This window comes from Streptomyces gossypii (assembly GCF_025165795.1).
In the GTDB taxonomy this organism is placed as follows: domain Bacteria; phylum Actinomycetota; class Actinomycetes; order Streptomycetales; family Streptomycetaceae; genus Streptomyces; species Streptomyces gossypii.
Map to the genome: position 1 here is coordinate 453,232 of NZ_JAJAGO010000004.1, position 24,702 is coordinate 477,933.

At 69.2% G+C, this 24,702-nt stretch carries 23 protein-coding genes and 2 tRNA genes; 13 read left to right on the plus strand and 12 right to left on the minus strand.

The window, feature by feature from the left end:
- Positions 1-35: 35 nt before the first annotated feature.
- Entirely contained in the window at positions 36-2,678 is a 2,643-nt protein-coding gene (locus LHJ74_RS11180) for a valine--tRNA ligase (RefSeq protein ID WP_260217755.1), read from the minus strand.
- Positions 2,679-2,812: 134 nt separating this feature from the next.
- Here LHJ74_RS11180 and LHJ74_RS11185 point away from each other — a divergent pair, with 134 nt between their 5' ends.
- From LHJ74_RS11185 to LHJ74_RS11210, 6 genes are read left to right on the plus strand one after another with little or no spacing between them, the layout of a single operon-like run.
- A complete protein-coding gene (locus LHJ74_RS11185; RefSeq protein WP_260217756.1) occupies positions 2,813-3,757 on the plus strand; it encodes a hypothetical protein in 945 nt (314 codons plus the stop codon).
- A 7-nt stretch (positions 3,758-3,764) separates the two neighbouring features.
- A complete protein-coding gene (locus LHJ74_RS11190) occupies positions 3,765-4,799 on the plus strand; it encodes a hypothetical protein (RefSeq protein WP_260217757.1) in 1,035 nt (344 codons plus the stop codon).
- Positions 4,800-4,824: 25 nt separating this feature from the next.
- A complete protein-coding gene (locus tag LHJ74_RS11195; protein ID WP_260217758.1) occupies positions 4,825-5,763 on the plus strand; it encodes a hypothetical protein in 939 nt (312 codons plus the stop codon).
- A gap of 57 nt (positions 5,764-5,820) precedes the next feature.
- The gene (locus tag LHJ74_RS11200) at positions 5,821-6,792 is read left to right on the plus strand and encodes a hypothetical protein (protein WP_260217759.1); all 972 of its coding nucleotides are present in this window, start codon (positions 5,821-5,823) and stop codon (positions 6,790-6,792) included.
- A 58-nt stretch (positions 6,793-6,850) separates the two neighbouring features.
- Entirely contained in the window at positions 6,851-7,828 is a 978-nt protein-coding gene (locus LHJ74_RS11205) for a hypothetical protein (protein WP_260217760.1), read from the plus strand.
- A 40-nt stretch (positions 7,829-7,868) separates the two neighbouring features.
- Positions 7,869-8,612, plus strand: a complete 744-nt coding sequence (locus LHJ74_RS11210) for a hypothetical protein (protein WP_260217761.1) — start codon at positions 7,869-7,871, stop codon at positions 8,610-8,612.
- An 84-nt stretch (positions 8,613-8,696) separates the two neighbouring features.
- On the opposite strand, the gene clpX is transcribed toward LHJ74_RS11210, so the two are convergent.
- From clpX to LHJ74_RS11235, 5 genes are all read right to left on the minus strand, one after another.
- Complete coding sequence (gene clpX, locus LHJ74_RS11215; protein WP_260217762.1) at positions 8,697-9,983, minus strand: ATP-dependent Clp protease ATP-binding subunit ClpX; 1,287 nt, start codon at positions 9,981-9,983, stop codon at positions 8,697-8,699.
- Between the two features lie 168 nt (positions 9,984-10,151).
- Positions 10,152-10,829 carry an ATP-dependent Clp protease proteolytic subunit gene (locus tag LHJ74_RS11220; protein WP_260217763.1) on the minus strand — a complete coding sequence of 226 codons (678 nt, stop codon included), beginning with the start codon at positions 10,827-10,829 and terminating at the stop codon, positions 10,152-10,154.
- Positions 10,830-10,912: 83 nt separating this feature from the next.
- Complete coding sequence (locus LHJ74_RS11225; RefSeq protein ID WP_260217878.1) at positions 10,913-11,518, minus strand: ATP-dependent Clp protease proteolytic subunit; 606 nt, start codon at positions 11,516-11,518, stop codon at positions 10,913-10,915.
- A gap of 324 nt (positions 11,519-11,842) precedes the next feature.
- Positions 11,843-13,282 carry a trigger factor gene (gene tig / locus LHJ74_RS11230; RefSeq protein ID WP_260217764.1) on the minus strand — a complete coding sequence of 480 codons (1,440 nt, stop codon included), beginning with the start codon at positions 13,280-13,282 and terminating at the stop codon, positions 11,843-11,845.
- Positions 13,283-13,408: 126 nt separating this feature from the next.
- A tRNA-Pro gene (locus LHJ74_RS11235) sits at positions 13,409-13,485 on the minus strand.
- A gap of 102 nt (positions 13,486-13,587) precedes the next feature.
- Between LHJ74_RS11235 and LHJ74_RS11240 the strand changes: the two genes are divergently transcribed.
- A tRNA-Gly gene (locus LHJ74_RS11240) sits at positions 13,588-13,661 on the plus strand.
- Between the two features lie 53 nt (positions 13,662-13,714).
- Here LHJ74_RS11240 and LHJ74_RS11245 read toward each other — a convergent pair.
- Positions 13,715-13,909: a hypothetical protein gene (locus LHJ74_RS11245; RefSeq protein ID WP_260217765.1), complete on the minus strand. Its 195-nt coding sequence runs from the start codon at positions 13,907-13,909 to the stop codon at positions 13,715-13,717.
- 544 nt (positions 13,910-14,453) lie between these two features.
- Here LHJ74_RS11245 and LHJ74_RS11250 point away from each other — a divergent pair.
- The 3 genes from LHJ74_RS11250 (at position 14,454) to LHJ74_RS11260 (ending at position 16,350) form a co-directional block, all read left to right on the plus strand.
- Positions 14,454-15,605 (plus strand): acyltransferase family protein, encoded by a 1,152-nt coding sequence (locus tag LHJ74_RS11250; RefSeq protein WP_260217766.1) that lies wholly within the window; start codon positions 14,454-14,456, stop codon positions 15,603-15,605.
- Between the two features lie 107 nt (positions 15,606-15,712).
- On the plus strand, positions 15,713-15,931 hold the full coding sequence (locus LHJ74_RS11255; protein ID WP_260217767.1) for a type II toxin-antitoxin system VapB family antitoxin: 219 nt from the start codon (positions 15,713-15,715) through the stop codon (positions 15,929-15,931).
- 2 nt (positions 15,932-15,933) lie between these two features.
- Positions 15,934-16,350, plus strand: a complete 417-nt coding sequence (locus tag LHJ74_RS11260; protein WP_260217768.1) for a PIN domain-containing protein — start codon at positions 15,934-15,936, stop codon at positions 16,348-16,350.
- Positions 16,351-16,538: 188 nt separating this feature from the next.
- On the opposite strand, the gene LHJ74_RS11265 is transcribed toward LHJ74_RS11260, so the two are convergent.
- Positions 16,539-17,696, minus strand: a complete 1,158-nt coding sequence (locus tag LHJ74_RS11265) for a PP2C family protein-serine/threonine phosphatase (RefSeq protein WP_260217769.1) — start codon at positions 17,694-17,696, stop codon at positions 16,539-16,541.
- A 315-nt stretch (positions 17,697-18,011) separates the two neighbouring features.
- On the opposite strand from LHJ74_RS11265, the gene LHJ74_RS11270 reads away from it, so the two are divergent.
- Positions 18,012-19,184 (plus strand): S1 family peptidase, encoded by a 1,173-nt coding sequence (locus LHJ74_RS11270; protein ID WP_260217770.1) that lies wholly within the window; start codon positions 18,012-18,014, stop codon positions 19,182-19,184.
- 130 nt (positions 19,185-19,314) lie between these two features.
- Here LHJ74_RS11270 and LHJ74_RS11275 read toward each other — a convergent pair whose 3' ends face one another.
- The 3 genes from LHJ74_RS11275 to LHJ74_RS11285 all read right to left on the minus strand — a co-directional run bounded on the left by LHJ74_RS11275 (position 19,315) and on the right by LHJ74_RS11285 (position 21,376).
- Positions 19,315-20,136 (minus strand): Fpg/Nei family DNA glycosylase, encoded by an 822-nt coding sequence (locus LHJ74_RS11275; protein ID WP_260217771.1) that lies wholly within the window; start codon positions 20,134-20,136, stop codon positions 19,315-19,317.
- 110 nt (positions 20,137-20,246) lie between these two features.
- Positions 20,247-20,729: a ribose-5-phosphate isomerase gene (locus LHJ74_RS11280; protein WP_260217772.1), complete on the minus strand. Its 483-nt coding sequence runs from the start codon at positions 20,727-20,729 to the stop codon at positions 20,247-20,249.
- 47 nt (positions 20,730-20,776) lie between these two features.
- Positions 20,777-21,376 (minus strand): biotin transporter BioY, encoded by a 600-nt coding sequence (locus LHJ74_RS11285; RefSeq protein WP_260217773.1) that lies wholly within the window; start codon positions 21,374-21,376, stop codon positions 20,777-20,779.
- Positions 21,377-21,625: 249 nt separating this feature from the next.
- Here LHJ74_RS11285 and LHJ74_RS11290 point away from each other — a divergent pair, with 249 nt between their 5' ends.
- Complete coding sequence (locus LHJ74_RS11290; protein ID WP_260217774.1) at positions 21,626-23,074, plus strand: amino acid permease; 1,449 nt, start codon at positions 21,626-21,628, stop codon at positions 23,072-23,074.
- A 128-nt stretch (positions 23,075-23,202) separates the two neighbouring features.
- On the plus strand, positions 23,203-23,853 hold the full coding sequence (locus tag LHJ74_RS11295) for a superoxide dismutase (protein WP_260217775.1): 651 nt from the start codon (positions 23,203-23,205) through the stop codon (positions 23,851-23,853).
- A 162-nt stretch (positions 23,854-24,015) separates the two neighbouring features.
- On the opposite strand, the gene LHJ74_RS11300 is transcribed toward LHJ74_RS11295, so the two are convergent.
- Positions 24,016-24,645 carry a mycothiol-dependent nitroreductase Rv2466c family protein gene (locus tag LHJ74_RS11300; RefSeq protein ID WP_260217776.1) on the minus strand — a complete coding sequence of 210 codons (630 nt, stop codon included), beginning with the start codon at positions 24,643-24,645 and terminating at the stop codon, positions 24,016-24,018.
- Between the last annotated feature and the right edge of the window lie 57 nt (positions 24,646-24,702).

Consider the following 24,702-nt stretch of genomic DNA (forward strand, 5'->3'; position numbering starts at 1 on the left):
GCACCGGACGGGTGCGTCACCGGTCCCGGGAGGGGTCAGGCAGTGGGCAGGCCGGCCAGCTGCTCGGTGATACGGGCGATGTCGGCCTCCGCCGCCTCGCGGCGGGTGCGGATCTTGGCGACCACGTCGTCCGGGGCCTTCGCCAGGAAGCCGTCGTTGCCGAGCTTCGCCGTCGTCTGCTTGAGCTCCTTCTCGGCCAGGCCGAGATCCTTGGTCAGCCGCTTGCGCTCGGCCGCGAAGTCGATCGCGCCCGAGAGGTCCAGCGCGACGGTGGCTCCGGCCACGGGCAGTGAGGCGGTGGCCGCGAAGCCCTCGCCCTCGGGCTCCAGCCGGAGCAGGGCGCGGATGGCGTCCTCGTGTGCGGCCAGGGAAGTGCCGTCCAGCGAGAGCCTGGCCGGGACGCGCTGGCCCGGCTGGAGGCCCTGGTCGGCGCGGAAGCGGCGGACCTCGGTGATCACCCGCTGGAGCGTGCCGATCTCGCGCTCGGCCGCCTCGTCACGGAAGCCGGAGTCGGCGGGCCAGGCGGCGATGACCACGGACTCACGACCCGTCAGCGTGGTCCACAGCGTCTCGGTGACGAACGGGACGACCGGGTGCAGCAGCCGCAGCAGCACGTCCAGGACCTCGCCCAGGACCCGGCCGGAAACCTCGGCCGGACGGCCGCCCTTCTGGAAGGTGGTCTTGGTCAGCTCGACGTACCAGTCGAAGACCTCGTCCCACGCGAAGTGGTAGAGCGTGTCGCTCAGCTTGGCGAACTGGTAGTCGTCGTAGTACGCGTCGGTCTCGGTGATGACGGCGTTCAGCCGGGAGAGGATCCAGCGGTCCTCGGCCGTCATCTCCTCGGGCGCGGGCAGCGGGCCCTGGACGGTGGCGCCGTTCATCAGGGCGAAACGCGTGGCGTTCCAGACCTTGTTGGCGAAGTTGCGGGAAGCCTTGACCCAGTCCTCACCGATCGGGACGTCTGTGCCCGGATTGGCGCCGCTCGCGAGGGTGAGACGGACGGCGTCAGAGCCGTAGGCGTCCATCCACACCAACGGATTGACCGTGTTGCCGAAAGACTTCGACATCTTCTTGCCGTGCTCGTCACGGACCATGCCGTGCAGCGCGATGGTGTGGAACGGCGGCACGCCGTCCATGGCGTAGACACCGAACATCATCATCCGGGCGACCCAGAAGAACAGCAGGTCGTAACCGGTGACCAGGACGGAGTTGGGATAGAACTTCTCGAGCGCCTCGGTCTTCTCCGGCCAGCCCAGGGTGGAGAAGGGCCACAGGCCGGAGGAGAACCAGGTGTCCAGGACATCCGAGTCCTGAGTCCAGCCCTCACCCGACGGGGGCTGTTCGTCCGGGCCGAGGCAGACGGTCTCGCCGCCAGGCCCGTACCAGACCGGAATCCGGTGGCCCCACCACAGTTGGCGCGAGATGCACCAGTCGTGCAGGTTGTCGACCCAGTCGAAGTAGCGCTGCGACAGTTCCTGCGGGTGGATGTCCACCTTGCCGTCACGGACCGCGTCCCCGGCGGCCTTGGCCAGAGGGGCGACCTTGACCCACCACTGCATGGAGAGGCGCGGCTCCAGCGTCGTCTTGCAGCGCGAGCAGTGACCGACGGAGTGGACGTACGGGCGCTTCTCGGAGACGATCCGGCCCTCCGCCCGCAGCGCAGCGACGATCGTGGAACGGGCCTCGAAGCGGTCGAGGCCCTCGAACGGGCCGTGGACGGTGACGATGCCGCGTTCGTCCAGGACCTCGATCGGCTCCAGGCCGTGGCGCTGGCCGATCGCGAAGTCGTTCGGGTCGTGCGCCGGGGTCACCTTGACCGCACCGGTGCCGAACTCCGGGTCGACATGGGCGTCCGGGACGACCGGAATACTGCGGTCCGTCAAGGGCAGCTTGATCCGCTTGCCGACCAGGTGGGCGTACCGTTCGTCGTCCGGGTGAACGGCGACCGCGGCGTCTCCCAGCATCGTCTCGGCGCGGGTCGTGGCGACGACGACGCTCTCCTCGCCCTCGCCGTACCGAATGGAGACCAGTTCGCCGTCGTCGTCCTGGTAGTCGACCTCGATGTCCGAGATGGCGGTGAGACAGCGCGGGCACCAGTTGATGATGCGCTCGGCGCGGTAGATCAGTTCATCGTCGTACATCCGCTTGAAGACGGTCTGGACGGCGCGCGAGAGGCCCTCGTCCATGGTGAAACGGTCACGGCCCCAGGCGACGCCGTTGCCCAGGCGCCTCATCTGGCCTGCGATCTGACCACCGGACTCGGCCTTCCACTGCCAGACACGCTCGACGAACGCCGCACGCCCCAGGTCGTGGCGCGATTTTCCCTCGGCGGCCAGCTCGCGCTCGACGACGTTCTGCGTGGCGATACCGGCGTGGTCCATGCCGGGCTGCCAGAGCGTCTCGTAGCCCTGCATGCGCTTCCGGCGGGTGAGGGCGTCGATCAGTGTGTGCTCGAAGGCGTGCCCGATGTGAAGGGAGCCCGTGACGTTCGGTGGCGGGATGACGATGGTGTACGGCGGCTTCCCGCTCTTGGGGTCCGCCTCGAAGTAGCCCCGCTCCACCCAGCGCTCGTAGAGCTTCCCCTCTACCTCGGCCGGCGCGTACTGAGTCGGCAGATCTGCGGGGGTCGCCGTATCGGACCCGTACTGCTCCGGGTCCTGCTGAGTGTTGGCTGTCACAGCGGTCAGTGTACGGGCGCGAATGTCATGGTCTCGAATCGGTTTAGGACCCGGTGCAGCGCCCGGGCCACAGGTCCGTCAGGATGAGCCCAGAACATGCGCATCGGTGAGAGTCCGCGGAGGGGGAGTGCGCTGTGAGTTATCAGGATCCACCGCCGGGCCCGTACGGCGCCGGGCCGCCGCAGCCTGGGCAGCACGGTCCGACAGGGCCGACCGGCCCCTATGACGCGACGCCCCCTCCGCATCCCCCTGCCGCAAATCCCCACGCGCAGCCCGGCTACGGGTATCCGCAGCAGCAGGCGTACGGCTACCCGCAGCAGAGTCCGGGCTACCCGCAGCAGCCCGGCCAGCCGAGCCCGCCGTACGGCATGCCCTACCCGCCGCAGCCCGCACCGGGCGGCGGCGGCAACGGCAGGACGATCGGCATCATCGTCGGCGCGCTCGCCCTCGCGGGCGCGATCATCGGCGGTGCCGTCGCCTTCACCGGAGGCGGCGACGAAGACGGGGAGGTCGCAGCGTACAAGATCGTCCCGCCGCACTCGGTGCTGGACGGGAAGTACACGAAGGCGGACACCCCCGGTGGGGGCGACGGCACGGTGCAGGACTCGGACGCCAAAAAGCTCGGTGTCGAGAACGGCTCCAGCGTGAGCGCCTCCTACCGGGCCACCTCCGAGGGCGACCTCCGACTCGCCGGAGTACACGGTGAGATCGCCGACCCGCAGGAGTCCGCGGACGCGATGTTCGCCCTGGTGCACAAGAGCCAGGACGACCTCGGCGACAGCATCGAGAACTACGAGGTGGAAACGGTGAGCGAGCGCGAGGAATACTCACCTGAAGGCTTCGACGGGTCGGTACTGGCGTGTGAGACGCAGCGGCAGTCCGGCGAGGTCTACGGGCGGTCGCTCGATGTCGAATTCAGTACCTGTGTGTGGGCTGACGGTTCCGCAGTGGCCGTGGTCTCGCAGTCCGGCGCACAGTCCTCGAGCGGGACGTTCGGCGAGTCGATGCCGAAGGACGAACTGGCCGAAGCCACGGTCAAGGTCCGCGAGGAAACCAGGAAAGAGAGCAAGGAGAAGTGACGGCGCGATGAGCTACAACCAGCCGCCGCCTGGCCCCTACGGCCAGCAGCCCCCACAGCCCCCAGAGTCCAACCCGTACACCCAGCAGCCCCCACAGGCGCCGCAGCAGCCCGGATACGGGTACCCGCCGCAGCAGCCGGGCCAGCCTCAGCAGCCCGGCTACGGATACCCGCCGCAGCAGCCCGGTCAGCCCCAGTACGGCCAGCCAGGCGCCCCCGGTGCACCGCAGCCTCCGCAGGGCGGCGGCAACGGCAACGGCAAGACGATCGGCATCGTCGTCGGCGCGCTTGTCGTCGTCGCCGCACTCGTCGTCGGTGTCGTGCTTTTCACCGGCGGCGACAGCGACGACGAGGCCGGTGGCGACTCCGGCGGCACCAGCAACTCGGAGTCGAAGGACAACAAGGACAACAAGGGCGAGAAGGGCGACCAAGGCGACAGGGAAGGCAAGGACGAGGGCGGCGACGAGAAGCCCGCCGAGCTCAAGCCCTACAAGGTCGTCCCGCCGAAGTCCCTGCTGGCCGGCGAGTACAACTCCACCGGCAAGGGAACCAACGACGAGGACCTCGCCAACGACGCCGACGCGAAGAAGCTCGGCGTCACCGGCGCCACCGGCGCGTCGGACATGTACGAGACCACCTCCAGGGAGAAGCTCCAGCTCGCCGGCATCTACGGGACGGTGACCGACCCGGAGGCCGCGGCGGACGCGATGTTCGACAAGGTGCACGAGAACCAGTCCCAGGCGAGCGGAATCGACAACTACAAGGTCGAGACCGTCGTGGCACCGAAGGAGTACACCCCCGAGGGCTTCGACGGTGAGGTGCTGCGCTGCGAGACGCGCAAGCAGACCGGTCAGATCAGCGGCACCGCCGTCGAACTCATCTTCCCCACCTGCGTCTGGACGGACGCTGCGGCCGTGGGCGTGGTCTCCCAGATGGGCGCGGAGCCTGCAGGCGGCGCGGGCAAGTTCGGCAAGTCGATGGACCAGGACGACCTGGCCGAGGCAACGGTCAAGATCCGCGAGGATTCCAGGGAAGAGATCTGAGGGATCTAGGAGACGTGACGGGGCGATGAGCTACAACCAGCCGCCGCCTGGCCCGTACGGCCAGCAGCCGCCGCAGCAGCCGAATCCGTACGGGCAGCAGCCCGGCCCCTACGGACAGGCGCCGCAGCCGCTACCGCAGCCGGGCTACGGCTACCCGCCGCAGCAGGGCTATCCACAGCAGCCCGGCCAGCAGCCGTACGGGCAACCCCCGTACGGGCAGCCGCCGTACGGCCAGCCCGGCATGCCGCAGGGCAGCGGCGGGGGCCGGGGCAGGACGATCGGGATCGTCGTCGGCGCGCTTGTCGTCGTCGCCGCCATCATCGGCGGCGTCCTCGTCTTCACCGGCGGCGAGGAGGACGGCGGCAGCGGCGGAGTCGCCTCCGACGGCAAGAAGTACAAGCTCATCACCCCGGCCACGGTCGCGGGTACGTACGCGGAGACCTCGTCCTCGTCCTCCGGCGCCGAGACCATGGACGACGAGGTCCTCTCGGACCTCAAGAAGTTCGGCGTCAAGAACCCGGAACCGGTGGGACACACATACGAGTCAGGGGAAGGCATGAGGCAGAAGCAGCTGGCCTTCGCCGGTGTCTGGGGCGAGTTGGAGGCTCCCGGGAAGGTTCTCGACGCGACGTTCGCCAAGGTCGCCGAAGCGATGCTCGAGGAGCCCGAGACGGACGACGGCAACAAGGCCGAGTTGGTCGGCAGCCCAAAGGAGCAGACTCCGGCGGGGCTGGAGAACGCCGTGATGAAGTGCCAGCACATCAAGATCACTCCGAAGCCCTCCAGCGACATCCCGGCGGGCGAGTTCACCGCGCCGATCTGCATGTGGGCCGACCACAGCACCATGGGCTGGGTCGCCCTGAGCGACGCGGCCGCGATCCTGTCCGGCAAGGACCTCACCCTGGCCGACGCCGCGGTGACCACCCAGAAGGTGCGTGCGGACACCAGGGTCGAGATCAGCTGACCCGGGCCCGCCCGACCACCGCATCGGTGCAGACCAGCAAGGAGACGTGAACACAGCATGAGCTACAACCAGCCGCCGCCCGGCCCCTACGGCCAGCAGCCGCCGCAGCAGCCCAACCCGTACGGCCAGCAGCCCCCGCAGCCGGGCTACGGCTACCCGCAGCAGCCGCAGCCGGGGCAGCCGCAGTACGGCCAGCCGCAGCCGGGACAGCAGCCCTACGGCCAGCCCCAACCCGGTCAGCCGCCGTACGGCCAGCCTCCGCAGGGTCAGCCGCCGTACGGGCAGCCGGGCATGCCGCAGGGCCCGCAGGGCGGCGGCGGCAAGGGCAAGACGATCGGCATCGTCGTCGGCGCGCTCATAGTCGTCGGCGCCATCGTCGGAGGCGCCCTCGCCTTCACCGGTGGTGGCGACGACGACGAGGGCGGCGGGGGCAAGGTCGCCTCGGACGGCAAGAAGTACAAGCTCATCACTCCGGCGACGGTCGCGGGGGAGTACAAGAAGGCGGCCCCGTCGTCCTCGTCTTCCTCCGACATGATGGACGACGAAACCCTCACTGATCTCAAGGACTTCGGGTTCAAGGACGGGAAGGGCGTCGAGCAGACCTACGAGGCCGGAAGCAGCATGCAGAAGAAGCAGATCAACTTCGCGGGTGCCTGGGGGGAGACCGACGACCCGGAAGCCGTTCTCGACGCGGCCTTCGCCAAGATCGCCGAAGGTGCGGCCGAGGACCCGGACACCGCGGACGGCGGCAAGGCCGAACTGGTGGGCGACCCGACGGAGCAGAACCCGGCAGGCTTCGAGAACGGCGTCATGAAGTGCCAGAACGTCAAGTTCACGGCGCCGCCCTCCTCGCAGAGCCCGGTGGACGAGTTCTCCATGCCGCTGTGCATGTGGGCCGACAACAGCACGATCGCCTGGACGCTCCAGGCGGACACGGCCTCGATCCTGTCCGGCAAGGAGACCACCCTGGCCGACGCCGCGGCGACCACCCACAAGGTGCGCGAGGACACGCGGGTCGAGACCAGCTGACCACGGCCGCGCTCCCCCAGCGCACCGGCACTGGACCACAAGGAGACGTGACCGCTTCATGAGCCACAACCAACCGCCGCCCGGCCAGCAGCCCGGCTACGGCTACCCGCCGCAGCAGGGGCCGCCGCCGGGCCAGCAGCCCGGTTACGGCTACCCGCCGCAGCAGGGGCCGCCGCCGGGCCAGCAGCCCGGTTACGGCTACCCGCCGCAGGCTCCGCCGCAGCAGCCGGCTTACGGCTACCCTCCGCAGCAGAGCTACCCGCAGCAGCAGTACGGCCAGCCCCCGCAGGGCCAGCCGCCCTACGGGCAGCCGCCGTACGGCCAGCCCGGCATGCCGCAGCCCCCGCAGGGCGGCGGCGGCAAGGGCAAAACCATCGGCATCGTGCTCGGCGCGCTCGTCGCGGTCGGCGCCATCATCGGCGGCGTCCTCGTCTTCACCGGCGGTGACGACGGCGGCGGAGTCGCCTCCGACGGCAAGAAGTACAAGCTCACCACCCCCGCCACGCTCCTCACGGACTACAAGCGCTTCGGCAAGGGGCAGGCCACCACCGAGGACGAGTTCGACGCGGCCGAACAGAAGAAGGTCGGCATCACGGGCGGCACCGGAGTCCAGGGCCAGTACAGCACCGCCGACCTGAACAGCGAGCCCAGCGAGGCGGAAATGGCCACCGCGAAGTTCGTGGCGCTCATCGGCGCCTACGGCAAGGTGGCCGATCCTGAGAAGTCCGTGGACGCCTTCTTCACCTACGTCCAGGAGGAGTCGGCGGACGACGAAGGGGAGTCGGACACCGAACTGGTCGGCAGCCCGGAGGAGAAGACTCCGGACGGCTTCGAGAACGGCATCATGAAGTGCCAGGTGATCAAGGACACGGACCCGGCGCAGGGCGCGCCCGCTGAGACGCCGATGTGCGTCTGGGCCGACAAGAGCACCGTCGCCGCGGTCGTCAAGACCCAGGTGATCAAGGCACCTTCGCTGGACGAGACGGCCCAGACCGCGGCCGACGTCCGCAACGAGGCCCGGGTGGAGATCAAGTAGTGCCCTCGTCCCCGTACCGGGCAGAAGAGGTGACCGCTCGATGAGACAGGCACAGCCACCACCCGGCTATGGCCACCCGCCGCCCCCGCAGAGCAGGGGCAGGGGCAGGGGCAGGGGCAGGATGCTCGGCATCGTCGTCGGTGCACTCCTCGTCGGTGCCGTCATCGGCGGCGCCATCGTCCTCACCGCGGACGACGGCGAGGATACCGAGGGCGGCGGCCCCGTCACCGCCGACAACAAGAAGTACAAGCTCACCACCCCCGCCACACTCCTCGACGACTACCGGGGCTCCGGGGATGGCAGGACGGTCACCCACCCGCTGGACGGCGAGGACCGCAGGTTCCTCAACATGGCGGAGGGCACCGGGGTGTCACACGTGTACTCCACCCTCGACCTGACGGCCGGCGAACCCGACGCGTCGGAGATCGAGCAGGCGAAATACCTGACCTTCATCGGCGCCTACGGCGACGTGTCCGACCCGGAGAAGTCCGTGGACACCTTCTTCTCCGTCATGGAGAACGATCCGGACGAAGGCAAGGAGATGCTCGGCAACCCGGAGCGGGTGACTCCGGCGGGCTTCGACGGTGGTGTCATGAAGTGCCAGATGATGAAGGACGACGGTTCAGACTCCAGCGCCGACGTCGAGATGCCGCTGTGCGTCTGGGCCGACAGCAGCACCATCGCCGCCGTCACCCTGACCGACGAAGTCCGTGGGACCTCGATGGACGAGGCAGCCAGGTCGACGGCCGCAGTGCGCCAGGAAGTACGGGTCCCGGTCGGGTAACCAGACCGGAATCGCAGGAGGGGCGGGGCGCCGGGCGCCCCGCCCCTCCTGTGTACCCGCCGCGACTGCGGCGGCCGTCAGCCGCTACGCGCTCTTCTCGTGCCGCTCCGGCTCGTCCGTGCGGCGGCGGGGCACCAGAGTCGGGTTCACGTTGGAGTGAACGACCTCGTCGGTGATCACGACCCGCTCGACGTCCTTGCGGGACGGCACCTCATACATCACCGACTGCAGGACCTCTTCCATGATGGCCCGCAGGCCGCGCGCGCCGGTGCCGCGCAGGATCGCCTGGTCGGCGATGGCCTCCAGCGCCGGGCGGTCGAAGTCCAGCTCCACGCCGTCCAGCTCGAACAGCCGCTGGTACTGCTTGACCAGGGCGTTACGCGGCTCCATCAGGATCTGGAGCAGCGCCTCGCGGTCGAGGTTGTGCACGCTGGTGATCACCGGCAGCCGCCCGATGAACTCCGGGATCATCCCGAACTTCACCAGGTCCTCCGGCATGATCTCCTCGAACTGGTTGCTCTCCTCGATCTCCCGCTTGGAGCGGATCGTCGCCCCGAAGCCGATGCCCTTGGCACCCGCCCGCGACTCGATGATCTTCTCCAGCCCGGCGAACGCGCCGCCCACGATGAACAGCACGTTCGTCGTGTCGATCTGGATGAACTCCTGGTGCGGGTGCTTGCGCCCGCCCTGCGGGGGCACCGAGGCCGTGGACCCTTCGAGGATCTTCAGCAGCGCCTGCTGCACACCCTCCCCGGAGACGTCCCGGGTGATCGACGGGTTCTCGCTCTTGCGGGCGACCTTGTCGATCTCGTCGATGTAGATGATGCCGGTCTCGGCCTTCTTCACATCGTAGTCAGCGGCCTGGATCAGCTTGAGCAGGATGTTCTCGACGTCCTCCCCCACGTACCCGGCCTCCGTCAGCGCGGTGGCGTCGGCGATCGCGAAGGGCACGTTCAGCATCCGGGCCAGCGTCTGCGCCAGCAGTGTCTTGCCGGAGCCGGTGGGGCCGAGGAGCAGGATGTTGGACTTGGACAGCTCAATGCCGTCGTCCCGCCCCTGCCCGGTGGAGTTCTCCCCCGCCTGCACTCGCTTGTAGTGGTTGTAGACCGCTACGGAGAGGGCCTTCTTGGCGGACTCCTGCCCGACCACGTAGCCCTCGAGGAACTCGTAGATCTCGCGCGGCTTGGGCAGCTCGTCCCAACGCACTTCGGAGGTCTCGGCGAGCTCCTCTTCGATGATCTCGTTACAGAGATCGATGCACTCGTCGCAGATGTAGACACCCGGCCCCGCGATGAGCTTCTTCACCTGCTTCTGGCTCTTGCCGCAGAACGAGCACTTGAGCAGATCGCCGCCATCACCGATGCGTGCCACGAGGTGCTTCCCCTTCGCCTGGGATCCGTCCGCTCCGACGGACCGAGGTACATGCACTCCGACGGTACCTTGCCGCACCGCCGAATTGGGCCCCCCTGGGGCGGACTCGGTGCGGCCGGACCGGTCTTGCCGGCCCGGCCCCAGCCGTCCGAAGGGGGCCCCAGGACATCAACCCAGACCGACCGAGGTCTTGCGCGTCGCCACGATCTGGTCAATCAGCCCGTACTCCAGGGACTCCTCAGCGGTGAGGATCTTGTCGCGCTCGATGTCGTCGCGAATCGTCTCGATGTCCTTGGTGGAGTGCCGGGAGAGCAGCTCCTCCAGCTGGTCCCGCATCCGCTGGACCTCCCTGGCGGCGATCTCCAGGTCGGAGACCTGGCCGCGGCCGGTCTCGCTGTACGGCTGGTGGATCATGACGCGGGCGTTCGGCAGCGCCATCCGCTTGCCCGGCGAACCGGCGGCCAGCAGCACGGCCGCGGCGGAGGCCGCCTGGCCCATGCACACGGTCTGGATCTCCGGCTTCACGAACTGCATCGTGTCGTAGATCGCGGTGAGCGCCGTGAAGGAGCCACCGGGGCTGTTGATGTAGACGGAGATGTCGCGGTCCGGGTCCATCGACTCCAGGCACAGCAGCTGCGCCATGACGTCGTTGGCGGAGGCGTCGTCGATCTGCACTCCGAGGAAGATCACGCGCTCCTCGAAGAGCTTCGCATAGGGGTCGTACTCGCGCACGCCCTGCGAGGTGCGCTCGACGAAGCGCGGGATGACGTAGCGGGCCTCGGGTGACGGGCCGGTGTACCGGGCCTGAAGGCCGTCGTAGAGCCCGGCGCCGGGGAAGTTGTTCATCGGAGTGTTCTCCTGGTGATCAGCTGGCTGCGGTTGGAGGCTGGGGTACCGCCCCGCGGCGGACCCTCCTGCGTCGGCGGGACTCACGCGCCCGTGCCGCCGCCGCCCGGAATCTGGGCCGCGGAGCCGTAGACCTCGTCGATCAGGCCGTACTCCTTGGCCTCCTGCGCGTTGAACCAGCGGTCGCGGTCGGCGTCCCGGGTCCACTGCTCGACGGACTGGCCGGTGTGCAGCGCCGAGAGCTCGGCCATCTTCTTCTTCGTACGGAGCAGCTGCTCCGCGTGGATCTTGATGTCCGAGGCGGAACCGGCGAGACCGGCGGACGGCTGGTGGATCAGCACCTCGGCGTTCGGCAGCGCGAAGCGCTTGCCCGGGGTGCCGGCGCTCAGCAGGAACTGACCCATGGAGGCGGCGAGGCCCATGGCGATGGTCACCACGTCGTTCTTGATGTACTGCATGGTGTCGTAGATCGCCATGCCGGCCGTGATCGAGCCGCCGGGGCTGTTGATGTAAAGGTAGATGTCCTTGTCCGGGTCGGCGGCAAGGAGCAGAAGCTGTGCGGTGATCTTGTTGGCGATATCGTCGTCAACCGCCTGGCCGAGGAAGATAATCCGCTCGTTGAGCAGTCGGTTGTAGACCTGGTCGCCGAGGCCGCCACCGAAGTTGGGCTCAGCGGCGGCAGAAGGCATCGGAAGCGTCACGTGTCCACCTGCTCGTGTCCGGACGGCTGCGACTGGGCGTGGCCGTCACTGGCGTCTTTACGGGCACGGGGCGACTCCGGCAACCCCTCTGGGGCTCGTACCGGTACACCCCTGCCCTCGTATCTATGGACCCTAACGCGCTGGTCGGCGGGCGCCATCCCGCATCCGGAACTGTTCGCTGTGAGCGCAGGTTCACAGGTGGCGTGCCTGCCCAGGAACAGGGTGAGGGAGCACGCGACGGGCCCGTACGCGATGGCGTACGGGCCCGTCGTCGGCGTGCGGGGCCTGCGTGAGGCCCGCCGTGCGGTGCCGTCAGGCGCCGGGCTTGGTCTCCGCCTCGTCGCCGCCCGCGGCCGGGGCCTCGTCGGCGGCGGACTCCGCTGCCTCACCGGCCTCGTCGGACTCGGCAGCGTCCACAGCGACCGTCTCGGCGGTCTCGTCCTCGTCGTCGAGGTCGACGACCTCGCCGTTGCTGTCCTTCACCGTCGCGGCCTCGACCACGACCGCGAGCGCCTTGCCGCGGGCGACCTCGCCGACGAGCATCGGCACCTGGCCGCCCTCGACGACCGCCTTGGCGAACTGGTCGGGGCTCATGCCGGAGGACTGCGCACGCCGCATGAGGTGCTCGGTGAGCTCCTCCTGACTGACGTTCAGCTTCTCCTTGTTGACCAGCTCGTCCAGGATGAACTGCGTCCGGATGCCCTTCTCCGCCTGCTCCTTGAGCTCGGCGTCGAAGTCCTCCTCGGACTTGTCCTGCATCCGGAGGTAGCCCTCGAGGTCCAGGCCCATCTGGCTGAGCTGGTGGTTGATCAGGTTGTGCTTGCGGCTGCTGATCTCGTCTTCGAGGAGCTTCTCGGGGACGGGGATCTCGACGAGGCCGATGAGGGCGTCGAGCACCTTCTCCTGGGCCTCGGTGGCCTGCTCGTACTTCTTCGACTGCGCCAGCCGCTTGCGGCTGTCCTCGCGGACCTCCTCAAGCGTGTCGAACTCGCTGGCCAGCTGGGCGAATTCGTCGTCCAGCTCGGGGAGCTCGCGGCTGGAGACCGTCTGGACGTCCACCTTGACCTCGGCCTCGCGGCCCTCGGCGGAGCCGCCCTTGAGCTCGGAGGTGAAGGTCGCGGAACCGCCGGCCTCGAGGCCGGTGACGGCGGCGTCGATGCCCTCGAGCAACTCGCCGGAGCCGATCGTGTAGTCGACGCCCTGTGCGACGCCGTCCTCCAGCACCTCACCGTCGATCTTCGCCTCGAGGTCGACCTTCACGACGTCACCCTCGGCGGCGGGGCGCTCCACGACCGTGGTGGAGGCGAAACGCTCGCGGAGCTGGTCGACGGCCTTGTCCACCTCCTCGTCGGAGATGTCGGCGGCCTCGACCGTGACCTCGATGCCGGAGTAGTCCGGGATCTCGATCTCGGGGCGGATGTCCACCTCGGCGGTGAAGGACAGCAGCTCGTTGTCCTTCAGGTCGGTGATGTCGACCTCCGGCTGGCCGAGCGGGTTGAGCTCGCCCTCCTCGACGGCCGACTGGTACAGCTTCGGCAGCGCGTCGTTGACGGCCTCCTCCAGCACCGCGCCGCGCCCGAACCGCTGGTCGATCACGCGGGCAGGGATCTTGCCCTTACGGAAGCCCGGCACCGTGACCTGCTGGTTGATCTTCTTGTACGCCGCGTCGAGGCTGTCCTTGAGCTCCTCGAAGGGCACCTCGACTGTGAGCCGAACCCGGGTCGGGTTCAGGGTCTCCACGGCGCTCTTCACGGTCGATCTCCTTGGGGCTGACTGCTAGTGGGCATTTAGGGGCAAATGGGGTACTTCTGACGGTGCGCCCCGTATGCGACACGAGTATGCGGACACGACACAGGCACGCGTGTCTCTCATAGTACGTGGTCGGGGTGGCCGGATTCGAACCGACGACCTTCCGCTCCCAAAGCGGACGCGCTACCAAGCTGCGCCACACCCCGTCGGTGCGACACGTAGCGTACATGCCGTACGATGCACACCGTGCCGCAACGGTCCACGGGTTCGGTCCGGATAGACTCCGACCGGCCGTGGAAGCGGCGCACGCGGGCGTAGCTCAATGGTAGAGCCCTGGTCTTCCAAACCAGCTACGCGGGTTCGATTCCCGTCGCCCGCTCCAGCCGGAATCCGGCCCGGCCCCGCCAAGGGGCAGGGCCGGAAGGCCGTCCCGCCTCAGAAGTCGATGTCGTTGATCGCGTTCGCGATCGAGTCCATGGTGTCGTTGATGGTCGGCGCCGCGCCGGTGGAGGCCAGGAAGAAGCCGAAGAGCACCGCGACGACAGCGGGCCCGGCCTTTATGTTGCCGCCTCGGACCATCACCACCAGGATGATCCCCAACAGCAGCACCACAGACAGTGAAATGGCCACAACTGATCACACCCTCGGTCGGAACGCCTCACCCGGCCCGGGAGCCTGCCGCCACTGAACTCGACGCCACTGACACCCCCGCCCGCAACCATCGTGCCACCAACTCCCCCGGAGATGGAGCCGGGTGGCACGCCGGGATGCCACTCGGCCCCTCCTGGCGAGACCTGCGGGCACGGCCGGCCAGCGGCGATCCGGGTGATCCGCCGTGCTCCATTCGGAAAACACGCGACACGCCCGAAGCAAATCCGGCCCCCGTATTTCTTCCGCGTGAATGCAGCATGCAACGAAGTCCATTACCGATATCCCGAACAACCTTGTGCCCCGCGCCCGCAGAATCACCGATTCGTTGCGGAATAGATCGTTCCACTAACCGCATCAGCCCTGCATATGCCCCATTTAATCACCCCGAAGCACCACAAAAAAGACATCCGCCTCTTGACATTCGCCTGCCCGTCCGCAGGGCCCCTCGAATGAGCCGAGCGAAACGCGAAACGGGCAGCAGCAGAATTTACTCCGCCCCCGTCGAACAGCTATCGTGCTGCAGATGTTGCACGCTCGTTATGAGCGGGCCCCGCTCCCCCCGGCCCGCCCTGAGACGCCTCCCCCCACGTCTGCGGACCAGCCGCCCCAGCCGGACGCCGAGTCCGGGGCGAAGCAACGTGATCCCTTCTTCGACAACGCGAAGTACCTGACGATCCTCCTGGTCGGCATAGGGCACGCCTGGGACCCTCTGCGCGCCGACAGCCGCTCCGCCGAAGCCCTCTACTACGTCGTCTACACCTTCCACATGCCGGCGTTCATCATCATCTCCGGCTACCTCTCCCGCTCCTTCACGGGCAGGCCGGGTCAGCTCCAGCGCTTGGTCACCGGCGTCGTGGTGCCGTATCTGGTCTTCGAGACCGTCTACACCTTCTTCATGCGCTGGGCCGACAACCCCGAGCGCGAGTTCAGTTACCAGCAGCCGGGCTTCGCCCTCTGGTTCCTCGTCGCCCTGTTCGTCTGGCGTATCACCACCCCGCTGTGGAAGAGCATGCGGTGGCCGGTGCCGGTCTCGCTGGCAGTCGCGCTGGGGGCCAGCGTCACCCCCAGCATCGGCGAGGACCTGAACCTGATGCGTGTCTTCCAGTTCCTGCCGTTCTTCGTCCTCGGTCTGCAACTGCGCCCGGAGCACTTCGAGATCGCCAAGCGCCGGTCCATGCGGGTGGCGGCGGTGCCGGTCAGCGTGCTGACGCTGGTCTTCGCCTACTGGGCCGTGCCCCGGATGGACAAGGCGTGGTTCCTGCACGACAAGTCGGCCGAGGAGATGGGGGTGCCTTCCTGGGTGGGGGCGACGATGTATCTGGCGCTGTTCGGCTGCGCCATCGTCCTCACCGCCTGCTTCCTCGCCTGGGTGCCGCGCCGCCGGATGTGGTTCACCGCGCTGGGCGGCGGCACGCTCTACGCCTATCTGCTGCACATCTACCCGATCAAGCTCTCGCGCGAGTTCGACTGGTACGAGATGGACTGGGTCGATCATCCGTTCAGCCGAGTCCTCATCACCCTCATCGCCATGGCGATGATGACCGTGCTGTGTACGACATTCGTTCAGCGGCTCTTCCGCCCCGTGCTGGAGCCGAAGATGGAGTGGTTCTTCAAGGAGGACGCGGTCGCGAAGGCCAAGGACCGCGCCCGGAAGCGCGAGCCAGTCGACCGCTGATCCCGCCCGCTCCCCGAGTGCCGTCGTCCGGTTACCCACGGCGTTGACCGGGCGTTGCCGCCATGCTTGATACATTACCTTCAAAGGTTACCCACATAGGAGGGGTCATGGCGGCGACACAGATCGACATCGATGACGAGGCCCTGGCCGACGCCATGCGGCTGTCCGGGGCCCGCACCAAGAAGGAGACCGTGAACCTCGCCCTGCGCGAGTACGCGGAACGCCGGCGGCGGACCGAAGCGCGCCTGCGGCACTTCCGCAACGCCGCAGACTGGGACGAGGGGGCTTCCCTGGGGCCGCAGGCCGACGCGAAGGGCGCAGCCTGACCATGCTCCGCTACCTCGCCGACTCAGCGGCGGTCTGGCGCATGCAGCGCGACGCCGGGCTGAATGACGCGTGGGGACACGAGATCGATGAGGGAGCGGTCGGCTCCTGTCAGCCACAGCGCTCGGAGTTCAGACGCTCAGCACGCAACCTCCGCGAGTTCGACGAGATGACCGACATGTTCGGCGACCTCTACCCGGACGCGCCCGTTCCCAAGACCGCGTGGTCGTGGATCGAGGCGGCCCAGTACCGGCTGGCGAGGCACGGACAGCACCGGAGTCTCTCGGTGGTCGACTGGCTGGTCTGCGCGACAGCGGTGCACCACGGACTCGTCGTGCTCCACGACGACAAGGATTTCGCTGCGGCCGCGCGGCTCCTCATCGACCTGCGCGAGAGAAACGTGAACGCGGTCGGCCCGTGACCTGGGGCGTGTTGGAGAAGTAGCGCCGGCCGCCCGGAGGGCGGGTCTCGCGGGGTCCGGTGCGTGCGATCGCAAGGCGGAGGGAGGAGAGCGCAGCGGGCTGCGCCGACGACGGACAACGCAGCGAGCGTGCGTGCCAGACCCCGCGAGACAGGCGGGACCTCTCCAACACGCCCCAGTGCGCCGCACTAGTCGCGGCAGATCAGCAGCAGCGCGCGGTCGTCGTTGACGTCCTTGGCGACGGACTCGATCAGGTGCCAGGCCGCGCCCGCGAAGCCCGACATCACATAGCGGTCGGCCTCCCCGGTGAGGCGGTCGATGCCCTCGGACAGGTCGCGCCCGGAGGTCTCGATCAGCCCGTCCGTGAAGAGCATCAGCACGTCGCCGGGCCGCAGGGTCCCCTTGACCGGGTCGAACTGACCGCCGTCGTAGATGCCCAGCAGCGGGCCCTCGCCCGACTTCTCCTCCCACCGCCCGGTGCCGCCGGCGCGCTGGAGGGCCGGGACATGACCGGCCGAGAAGAGTTCGTAGTCGCCGGTGTCCAGGTCCAGCACCAGATGGACGGAGGTGGCGAAGCCCTCGTCCCAGTCCTGGCGGAGCAGATAGCCGTTGGCCGCCGGGAGGAAGGCGTGCGGGGGCAGCGAGCCCAGCAGTCCGCCGAAGGCACCCGACAGCAGCAGCGCGCGGGAGCCCGCGTCCATGCCCTTGCCGGAGACGTCGGTGAGGACGACCTCCAGGGTGCGGCTGTCGTGCCCGGTGCGGGCGGCCACCACGAAGTCGCCGGAGAAGGACTGCCCGCCCGCCGGACGCAGCGACATCTCCCGGTGCCAACCCTTCGGCACAGGCGGCAGTTTGCTCTGCACCCGGATGCGCTCGCGCAGGTCGAAGAGCATGGTGCCGCCGCGGCGCCAGGGCACGCCCACCCGGCTGCGGAACTGGGCGACGAGCAGCCCGGAGAGCCCGACCGCGGCCACCACCAGGATGGTGCCCGGGGTGACCCGGCCCGCGCCGTCGCCGTACGGGGCGAGCGCCGCGGCCGCCACCATCAGCCCGACGGCCGCGGCGGCGTACAGCGCCAGCAGGCTGGCGGGGCGCAGCAGCAGGCCGCCCGCGATGACCGGCAGGACCAGCGCCTCCGGCGGGCACCAGAGCGGCTGGAAGATGGTGGCGCAGGTCAGGGCGGGCACGGTGAGCAGCAGCGCGGCGAGGGCGATCCAGTCGGAACCGCCGCCCCGGAAGTAGTCGACGGCGGATCTGCGCATGCCTGTGCGGACCCGGTGCCACGCCTTGTGCGCCTTGAGCGTCCGGGCCGCCTGGGGAGCGGAGTCCGCTCGACGTGCCGCCATGCTCTGGAACTTTATCGACACCTCCACTCGCACGTCGATTCCCGGGGTGGTGCGAGGTGTTCGGCACGCGGACGCCACGCGGAGTGCGCCGCCTCGGCCTCCGGTGACGTAGGCGCCCCGACTGCGAACCTCGGGCGCCGGGCGTACGCGGCGGCGTGTCCGAAGGCGCGCGGGTGCGAGCCGGCATTGCGGTCATTGGCATGGACCTGTTGATTCTTTCCCGTTACCCTCCAGTCGGATGCCTCTATGAGAGCGCTCTCGTACGACCTGTTCCACACCCCCGGAAAAGCTGGAACGACTGAAGGGTCAAGTACCTTGAGACGCACGACGAGTCTGCGCACCGGAATATCCGCACTACTCCTCCTGGGCAGCTGGGCGGCCTTCGGCACGGCCCCGGCAGCGGCCGCACCGCCCCCCGCCTCCCCGACCGCGCCCTCCTCCCCCGCCACCACACCGCCGGCCTCCCCCGGCCTGCTCACCGCCATGCAGCAGGATCTTGGCCTGACGAAGAGTCAGGCGAAGGAGCGCCTGGCCGCCGAGAAGACCGCCACCGCCCTCGAGGGGAAGGCGGTACGCGCCGCGGGAGAGTCCTTCGGCGGCTCCTGGTTCGACGCGGCCAGCGGAAAGCTGACCGTGGCCGTCACGGACCGGGACCAGGCCGAGGCCGTCCGCGCGACGGGCGCCGAGACCACGCTGGTGACCCACTCGGCACGGCACCTGGACGGCGTCAAGGAGAAGATCGACGCGCTCCCGGCCCCTTCCGGCGTCAGCAGCTGGCACGTTGACCCGAGCGGCAACCGGGTCGTGGTGAACGTGGTCGCCGAAGAGCGGCGTGACAACGATGTCCGGGCCTTCCTCGACCGCGCCCGTCGCACCGGGCCCGTCCAGGTCGAGGAGATCGCCGCGCGGCCGGAGACCTTCGCGGCCGGGACCGTGGGCGGCGACCCGTACTACACCGGCAACGTCCGCTGTTCGATCGGCTTCTCGGTACACGGCGGCTTCGTGACAGCCGGGCACTGCGGCGGTACCGGCTCGGCGGTCCGCGGCTGGGACGGCTCCTCGATCGGCGCGTTCCAGGGATCGTCCTTCCCCGGTAACGACTACGCCTGGGTCAGCGTCGGCAACGGGTGGTGGACCGTCCCCGTCGTGCTCGGCTGGGGCACCATCCCCGACCAGCTGGTCCGCGGCTCCAACGAGGCTCCCGTGGGCGCCTCGATATGCCGCTCCGGCTCCACGACGCACTGGCGCTGCGGCAGCGTTCTCGCCAAGAACGAGACCGTCAACTACAGCCAGGGCGCGGTGCACCAGATGACGAAGACGAGCGCCTGCGCCGAAGGCGGCGACTCCGGCGGCTCCTTCATCAGCGGTGACCAGGCGCAGGGCGTGACCTCCGGCGGCTGGGGCAACTGCAGCAGCGGAGGCGAGACCTGGCACCAGCCGGTGAACGAGATCCTCAACCGGTACGGCCTCACCCTGCACACCGCCTGACCCGCACCGCGCCTGACCCGCATCGCGCCTGACGGGCATCGCGCCTGACAGGGGCACCGACCCGCTCCGGCCGAGGTCTTCACCGAGGACCTCGGCCGGAGCAGGTGTGCTGCCAGGCAGCCCGGCACCGTCAGCGGTGCTGGCAGCTCGGGCACCAGAAGAGATTGCGGGCGGCGAGACCGGCGGTGCGGATCTCGCCGCCGCAGAGGTGGCACGGCATCGTGGCGCGACGGTAGACGTAGACCTCCCCGCCGTGATCATCCACCCGGGGAGCGCGCCTCATGGCCTCGGGGGTGTGCTCCGGCCGCACTGTATCGATCCGGCCGATTCGAACACCCTCCCGCATCAGCATGCCCAAGTCCGCCCACAGGGCGTCCCATTCGGTGCGGGCGAGGTCACGGCCCGCACGGTACGGGTCGATACCGTGCCGGAAGAGCACCTCGGCACGGTAGACGTTGCCCACACCGGCGACGACCTTCTGATCCATCAGCAGGGCGGCGATGGTGGTCCGGCTGCGCGATATCCGGGCCCAGGCACGGTCGGGGTCGTCCCCGGTCCGCAGCGGGTCGGGGCCGAGGCGGTCGGCGACGGCCCGCTTCTCGTCCCCGGTGATCAGCCCGCAGCGGGTGGGGCCGCGCAGATCGGCATACGCCTCCCCGGTGGCGAGACGCAGCCGGATCTGCCCGACCGGCGCGGGCGCGGGGCCCGTACCGAAGCGGAAGGTGCCGTACAGGCCGAGATGGATGTGCACCCAGCCGACGGCCTCGGCGGATTCTCCGAAGCCGAGGAAGAGATGCTTGCCGTGCGCGTCCGTCTCCCGCAGCACATGGCCGTCGAGCAGCGCGGCCCCGTCGGAGAACTTGCCCTGCGGGCTGGACGTGGACACGGAGCGGCCGCCGAACGTCTGCTGGTGGTCGGCGGCCAGTCGGTGGATCGTGTGCCCCTCGGGCATGGCTCCCCTCCGGGAGGCGTGCGGGCTCGACCGGCCCTTGGGCGTGTTCCGGAAGTCGCGCCGGTAAGGCCCGCGGCGCCGCGGGCCAGGCGAAACCTTCGGAACCCGGCCTAGGCCGGGTGGTGGGCCGGGATGGGCGGGAGGTCGCCGGTCGCCTCGTAGGCGGAGAGCATCTCGATCCGCCGGGTGTGCCGGTCCTCGCCGGAGTACGGCGTGTTCAGGAAGGTCTCCACGAAGCTCACCGCCTCGTCGGTTGTGTGCATCCGGGCGCCGACGCTGATCACGTTGGCTTCGTTGTGCTCCCGGCCGAGCGCGGCCGTCTTCTCGCTCCAGGCGAGCACGCAGCGCACCCCCCGGACCTTGTTCGCCGCGATCTGCTCGCCGTTGCCGGAGCCGCCGATGACGATGCCACGGGACTCGGCGTCCGCGGCGGTGCGCTCCGCGGCGCGGAGGCAGAACGGCGGGTAGTCGTCCTGGGCGTCGAAGATGTGCGGCCCGCAGTCGACGGGCTCGTGGCCCGCCGACCTGAGCCATTCGACGAGGTGGTTCTTGAGTTCGTAGCCGGCGTGATCGGAGCCGAGGTAGACGCGCATGGAGGGAGTCTAATTCGACTTCGGACGGCGGCTGGTCGGCCCGGTGCTCAGTCGCGCCCGCCGATGAGCTTCCAGGCCGCCGGCAGCGCGCCCATCGCCAGCGCCGCCTTGAGCCCGTCACCGATCAGGAAGGGCACCAGACCGGCGGAGAGTGCCTCGCCCGCCGTCATACCCGTGGCCAGCGCGAGGTACGGCACTCCCACGCCGTAGATGATCGCCATCCCGGCGGCCATCGTCCCGGCCGTACGGAACACGCCGCGGTCGCCGCCGCGCCGGGCCAGCGCGCCCACGACCGTCGCGGCGATCAGCATGCCGAGGATGTAACCGAAGGAGGGGAACGAGGCACCGGACTGCGTCTCGGAGAACCACGGCATCCCGGCGACACCGGCGACCACGTACAGCGCCAGCGAGAGGAAGCCGCGGCGCGCGCCCATCGAGGCGCCCACGAGCAGCGCGGCGAAGGTCTGCCCGGTGACCGGTACCGGGGAGCCCGGCACCGGGACGGCGATCTGTGCGGCCACCCCGGTCAGTGCCGCTCCGCCGAGGACGAGGACCGCGTCGCGGGCCCGGGCGCGGCCGGCGCTGGAGGCGGGCAGCACGTCGGCGAGGACGGCGCCGGGGCGGATGGTGGTGACCTGGATGCTCATCGGGACTCCGGTTCGGGGACGGGACGGTGCGGGGACCGTCCGACGCTAACGGACTCGGGCGGTGATCTCCTCGATCGTCGCGTGAGCTTGGTGACACTGGGTCCGTCCGGGCGGAAACCCCGGGGTGTGATGAGTCACATCGGTGTTGCCCCGCCCGTCTTGCGCTGCCGACACTGTGCCGAACTGGAATGCTCTGTTCCACCCTCGACCCGCTCTCTTCCGACCCCCACGGAACGGCTCCCCCCACTTATGACGGCTACCGACAAACACTCCGCCGGCAATTCCGCGGAACCTCCTTCCGGCCCCGGCGCGGCCCTGGAGCCCAGCGCTCTGACCCACGGCCTCAAGCAGCGCCACCTGTCCATGATCGCGCTCGGCGGGGTCATCGGGGCCGGGCTCTTCGTCGGCTCGGGCGCGGGCATCGCGGCCGCCGGACCGTCCATCGTGCTCGCGTACGCCGCCTCCGGCCTGCTGGTCATGCTCGTGATGCGGATGCTCGGCGAGATGTCGGCGGCCAATCCGGCCTCCGGGTCGTTCTCCGTGCACGCCGAGCGGGCGATAGGACCGTGGGCGGGCTTCACGGTGGGCTGGATCTTCTGGGGTCTGCTGTGCGTGGCCATCGCGGTCGAGGGGATCGGCGCGGCGGAGATCATGACGGGCTGGTTCCCGGGAACCGAGTCGTGGATGTGGGTCGCGCTGTTCATGCTCGCCTTCTGCGGCACGAACCTCACCTCGGTGCGGAACTACGGCGAGTACGAGTTCTGGTTCGCCGCGGTGAAGATCCTCGCGATCGTGGCCTTCCTGGTGCTCGGCCTCCTCGCCGTCCTCGGCCTGCTGCCCAGTACCGAACCGCCGGGGACCTCCCATCTCACCGGGAACGGCGGCTTCTTCCCCAACGGGACGGACGGCCTGATCGTGGGGCTGCTCGCCTCGGTCTTCGCGTACGGCGGCCTGGAGACGGTGACCATCGCCGCCGCCGAGTCCGAGAACCCGGTGCGCGGCGTCGCCAAGGCGGTGCGTACGGCGATGTGGCGGATCTCGGTCTTCTACGTCGGCTCGATGCTGGTGATCGTCACCCTTGTCGACTGGGACGACAAGGCGGTCGCGGGCGGACCGTACGCGGCCGCGCTGGACGAGTTGGGCATCCCGGCCGCCGCCGAGGTGATGGACGTGGTGGTGCTGATCGCGCTGCTCTCCGCGATGAACGCCAACATCTACGGCGCCTCGCGCATGTCCTACTCGCTGGTGGCGCGGGGTGAGGGACCCGCCTTCTTCAGCAGGGTCTCCAAGGGCGTCCCGCGCCGTACCGTCCTGGCCTCCTCCGCCTTCGGCTTCTTCGCGGTGCTGCTGAGCTACTGGTGGCCGGAGACGGTCTTCACCTGGCTGCTGAACATGGTGGGCGCGGCGGTGCTGGTGGTCTGGGGCTTCATCGCGTGTGCACAGCTGCGCAACCGGCGCGTCCTGGAGCGGGAGGCTCCCGAGAAGCTGGTGGTGCGGATGTGGCTGTACCCGGCGCTGACCTGGGTATCGCTGGCCGCCATCGCCGCGATCCTGCTGCTGATGCTGCGGGAGGACAACACGCGGACGCAGCTGTACTTCACGGCGGGGCTGACGGCGTCGCTGGCGGCGATCGGTGTCGTCCGTCAGCGGGCGACGGCCCGCCGCTCGTCCGGCGAACCGGAGCAGCCGGCGAGCTGAGCCGGACTCGGACCGAACCGAGCGGGGTGGCCCGGCAAGCCCGTGCCACCCCGCTTTCGCATGCCCTCTTGCTGCTAGCGTGCTCCTGCAAGTAAGTTGCAATAAGGATCGGCCCGGAGGGAAACAGCATGGCGACCTACTCACTGCCGGAGCTCCCGTACGACTACGCATCGCTCGAGCCGGTCATCAGCGGCGAGATCATCGAGCTGCACCACGACAAGCACCACGCGGCCTATGTGAAGGGGGCGAACGACACCCTGGAGCAGTTGGCGGAGGCGCGGGAGACGGACCAGTGGGGCTCGGTGAACGGCCTGGAGAAGAGCCTGGCCTTCCACTTGTCCGGGCACATCCTGCACAGCATCTACTGGCGGAACATGGCGGGTGACGGCGGCGGCGAGCCGCTGGAGCAGGACGGCACCGGCGAGCTGGCGGACGCGATCGCCGAATCCTTCGGCGGCTTCGCCCGGTTCAAGGCGCAGATGTCCAAGGCCGCGGCGACCACCCAGGGCTCCGGCTGGGGCGTGCTGGCGTACGAACCGCTGAGCGGGCGGCTGGTCGTGGAGCAGGTCTACGACCATCAGGGGAACGTCGGCCAGGGGTCGGTGCCGCTCCTGGTCTTCGACGCCTGGGAGCACGCCTTCTATCTCCAGTACCGGAACCAGAAGGTGGACTTCGTCGAGGCCATGTGGCGGGTCGTCGACTGGCAGGACGTCTCGCGGCGCTACCGGGCCGCCAGGGAGCGCGCCGACGTGCTGCTGCTGGCGCCCGCAGCCCGGTAGGCCCGCAGCCCGGCGAGCCCGGAGCCCAGCAGGCCCGCAGGCCCGCAGGCCGGTATCTCCTGCCCTCGTGACCGTCTTCTCACCGTTCACGGGCAGGCGGCGGAAAGGGCCGGCCCCCGTGTGGACGTGACACACGGGGGCCGGCCTCCGACGGGCGGCGCCTCAGTCGAACTGCGGGTCCGCGTCCCTGGTCCGCTTCAGCTCGTAGAAGCCCGGCGTCGACGCCACCATCAGCGTGCCGTCCCACAGCCGTGCGGCTGCCTCCCCCTTGGGCGCCGGGGTGACGACCGGCCCGAAGAAGGCGATCTGCTCGCCATCCGCGCCGGGCACCGCGATCACCGGAGTCCCCACGTCCTGGCCGACCAGGTCGATGCCCCGCTTGTGTGACGCGCGCAGCTCGGTGTCGTAATCCGTGGAATCCGCCGCGTCCACCAGCTCGGCGGGCAGCCCGGCATCCCCGAGTGCGGCGGCGATGGCCTCGCGTGACTGCCCCAGGCCCTTGTTGTGGAAGCGCGTGCCCAGCGCCTCGTAGAGCTTGCCGAGGGCCTCGCCGCCGTGCTCCCGCTCAGCGGCGATGCAGACGCGGACCGGACCCCAGCCGCGCGTCAGCATGTCCCGGTAGTCCTGGGAGATCTCGTCCATCTTCGGCTCGTTCAGCACCGACAGGCTCATCACGTGCCAGCGGACCTCGACCTCGCGGACCTTCTCCACCTCCACCATCCACCGGGAGGTCATCCACGCCCAAGGGCAAATCGGGTCGAACCAGAAGTCGACAGGGGTCTTGTCGGACATTTTCGCGCTCTCCTATGCGTAAGCCGGCCAATGACATCCACTGTGCCGGAGCAACGT

Bases quoted from the DNA above. Each gene is read 5' to 3' on its own strand.
- LHJ74_RS11190 (WP_260217757.1), top strand. From the start codon at position 3,765: ATGAGCTACAACCAGCCGCCGCCTGGCCCCTACGGCCAGCAGCCCCCA.
- LHJ74_RS11195 (WP_260217758.1), top strand. From the start codon at position 4,825: ATGAGCTACAACCAGCCGCCGCCTGGCCCGTACGGCCAGCAGCCGCCG.
- LHJ74_RS11200 (WP_260217759.1), top strand. From the start codon at position 5,821: ATGAGCTACAACCAGCCGCCGCCCGGCCCCTACGGCCAGCAGCCGCCG.
- LHJ74_RS11205 (WP_260217760.1), top strand. From the start codon at position 6,851: ATGAGCCACAACCAACCGCCGCCCGGCCAGCAGCCCGGCTACGGCTAC.
- LHJ74_RS11210 (WP_260217761.1), top strand. From the start codon at position 7,869: ATGAGACAGGCACAGCCACCACCCGGCTATGGCCACCCGCCGCCCCCG.
- LHJ74_RS11220 (WP_260217763.1), bottom strand. From the start codon at position 10,829: ATGAACAACTTCCCCGGCGCCGGGCTCTACGACGGCCTTCAGGCCCGG.
- LHJ74_RS11225 (WP_260217878.1), bottom strand. From the start codon at position 11,518: ATGCCTTCTGCCGCCGCTGAGCCCAACTTCGGTGGCGGCCTCGGCGAC.
- LHJ74_RS11250 (WP_260217766.1), top strand. From the start codon at position 14,454: ATGTTGCACGCTCGTTATGAGCGGGCCCCGCTCCCCCCGGCCCGCCCT.
- LHJ74_RS11255 (WP_260217767.1), top strand. From the start codon at position 15,713: ATGGCGGCGACACAGATCGACATCGATGACGAGGCCCTGGCCGACGCC.
- LHJ74_RS11260 (WP_260217768.1), top strand. From the start codon at position 15,934: ATGCTCCGCTACCTCGCCGACTCAGCGGCGGTCTGGCGCATGCAGCGC.
- LHJ74_RS11265 (WP_260217769.1), bottom strand. From the start codon at position 17,696: ATGGCGGCACGTCGAGCGGACTCCGCTCCCCAGGCGGCCCGGACGCTC.
- LHJ74_RS11275 (WP_260217771.1), bottom strand. From the start codon at position 20,136: ATGCCCGAGGGGCACACGATCCACCGACTGGCCGCCGACCACCAGCAG.
- LHJ74_RS11280 (WP_260217772.1), bottom strand. From the start codon at position 20,729: ATGCGCGTCTACCTCGGCTCCGATCACGCCGGCTACGAACTCAAGAAC.
- LHJ74_RS11285 (WP_260217773.1), bottom strand. From the start codon at position 21,376: ATGAGCATCCAGGTCACCACCATCCGCCCCGGCGCCGTCCTCGCCGAC.
- LHJ74_RS11290 (WP_260217774.1), top strand. From the start codon at position 21,626: ATGACGGCTACCGACAAACACTCCGCCGGCAATTCCGCGGAACCTCCT.
- LHJ74_RS11295 (WP_260217775.1), top strand. From the start codon at position 23,203: ATGGCGACCTACTCACTGCCGGAGCTCCCGTACGACTACGCATCGCTC.
- LHJ74_RS11300 (WP_260217776.1), bottom strand. From the start codon at position 24,645: ATGTCCGACAAGACCCCTGTCGACTTCTGGTTCGACCCGATTTGCCCT.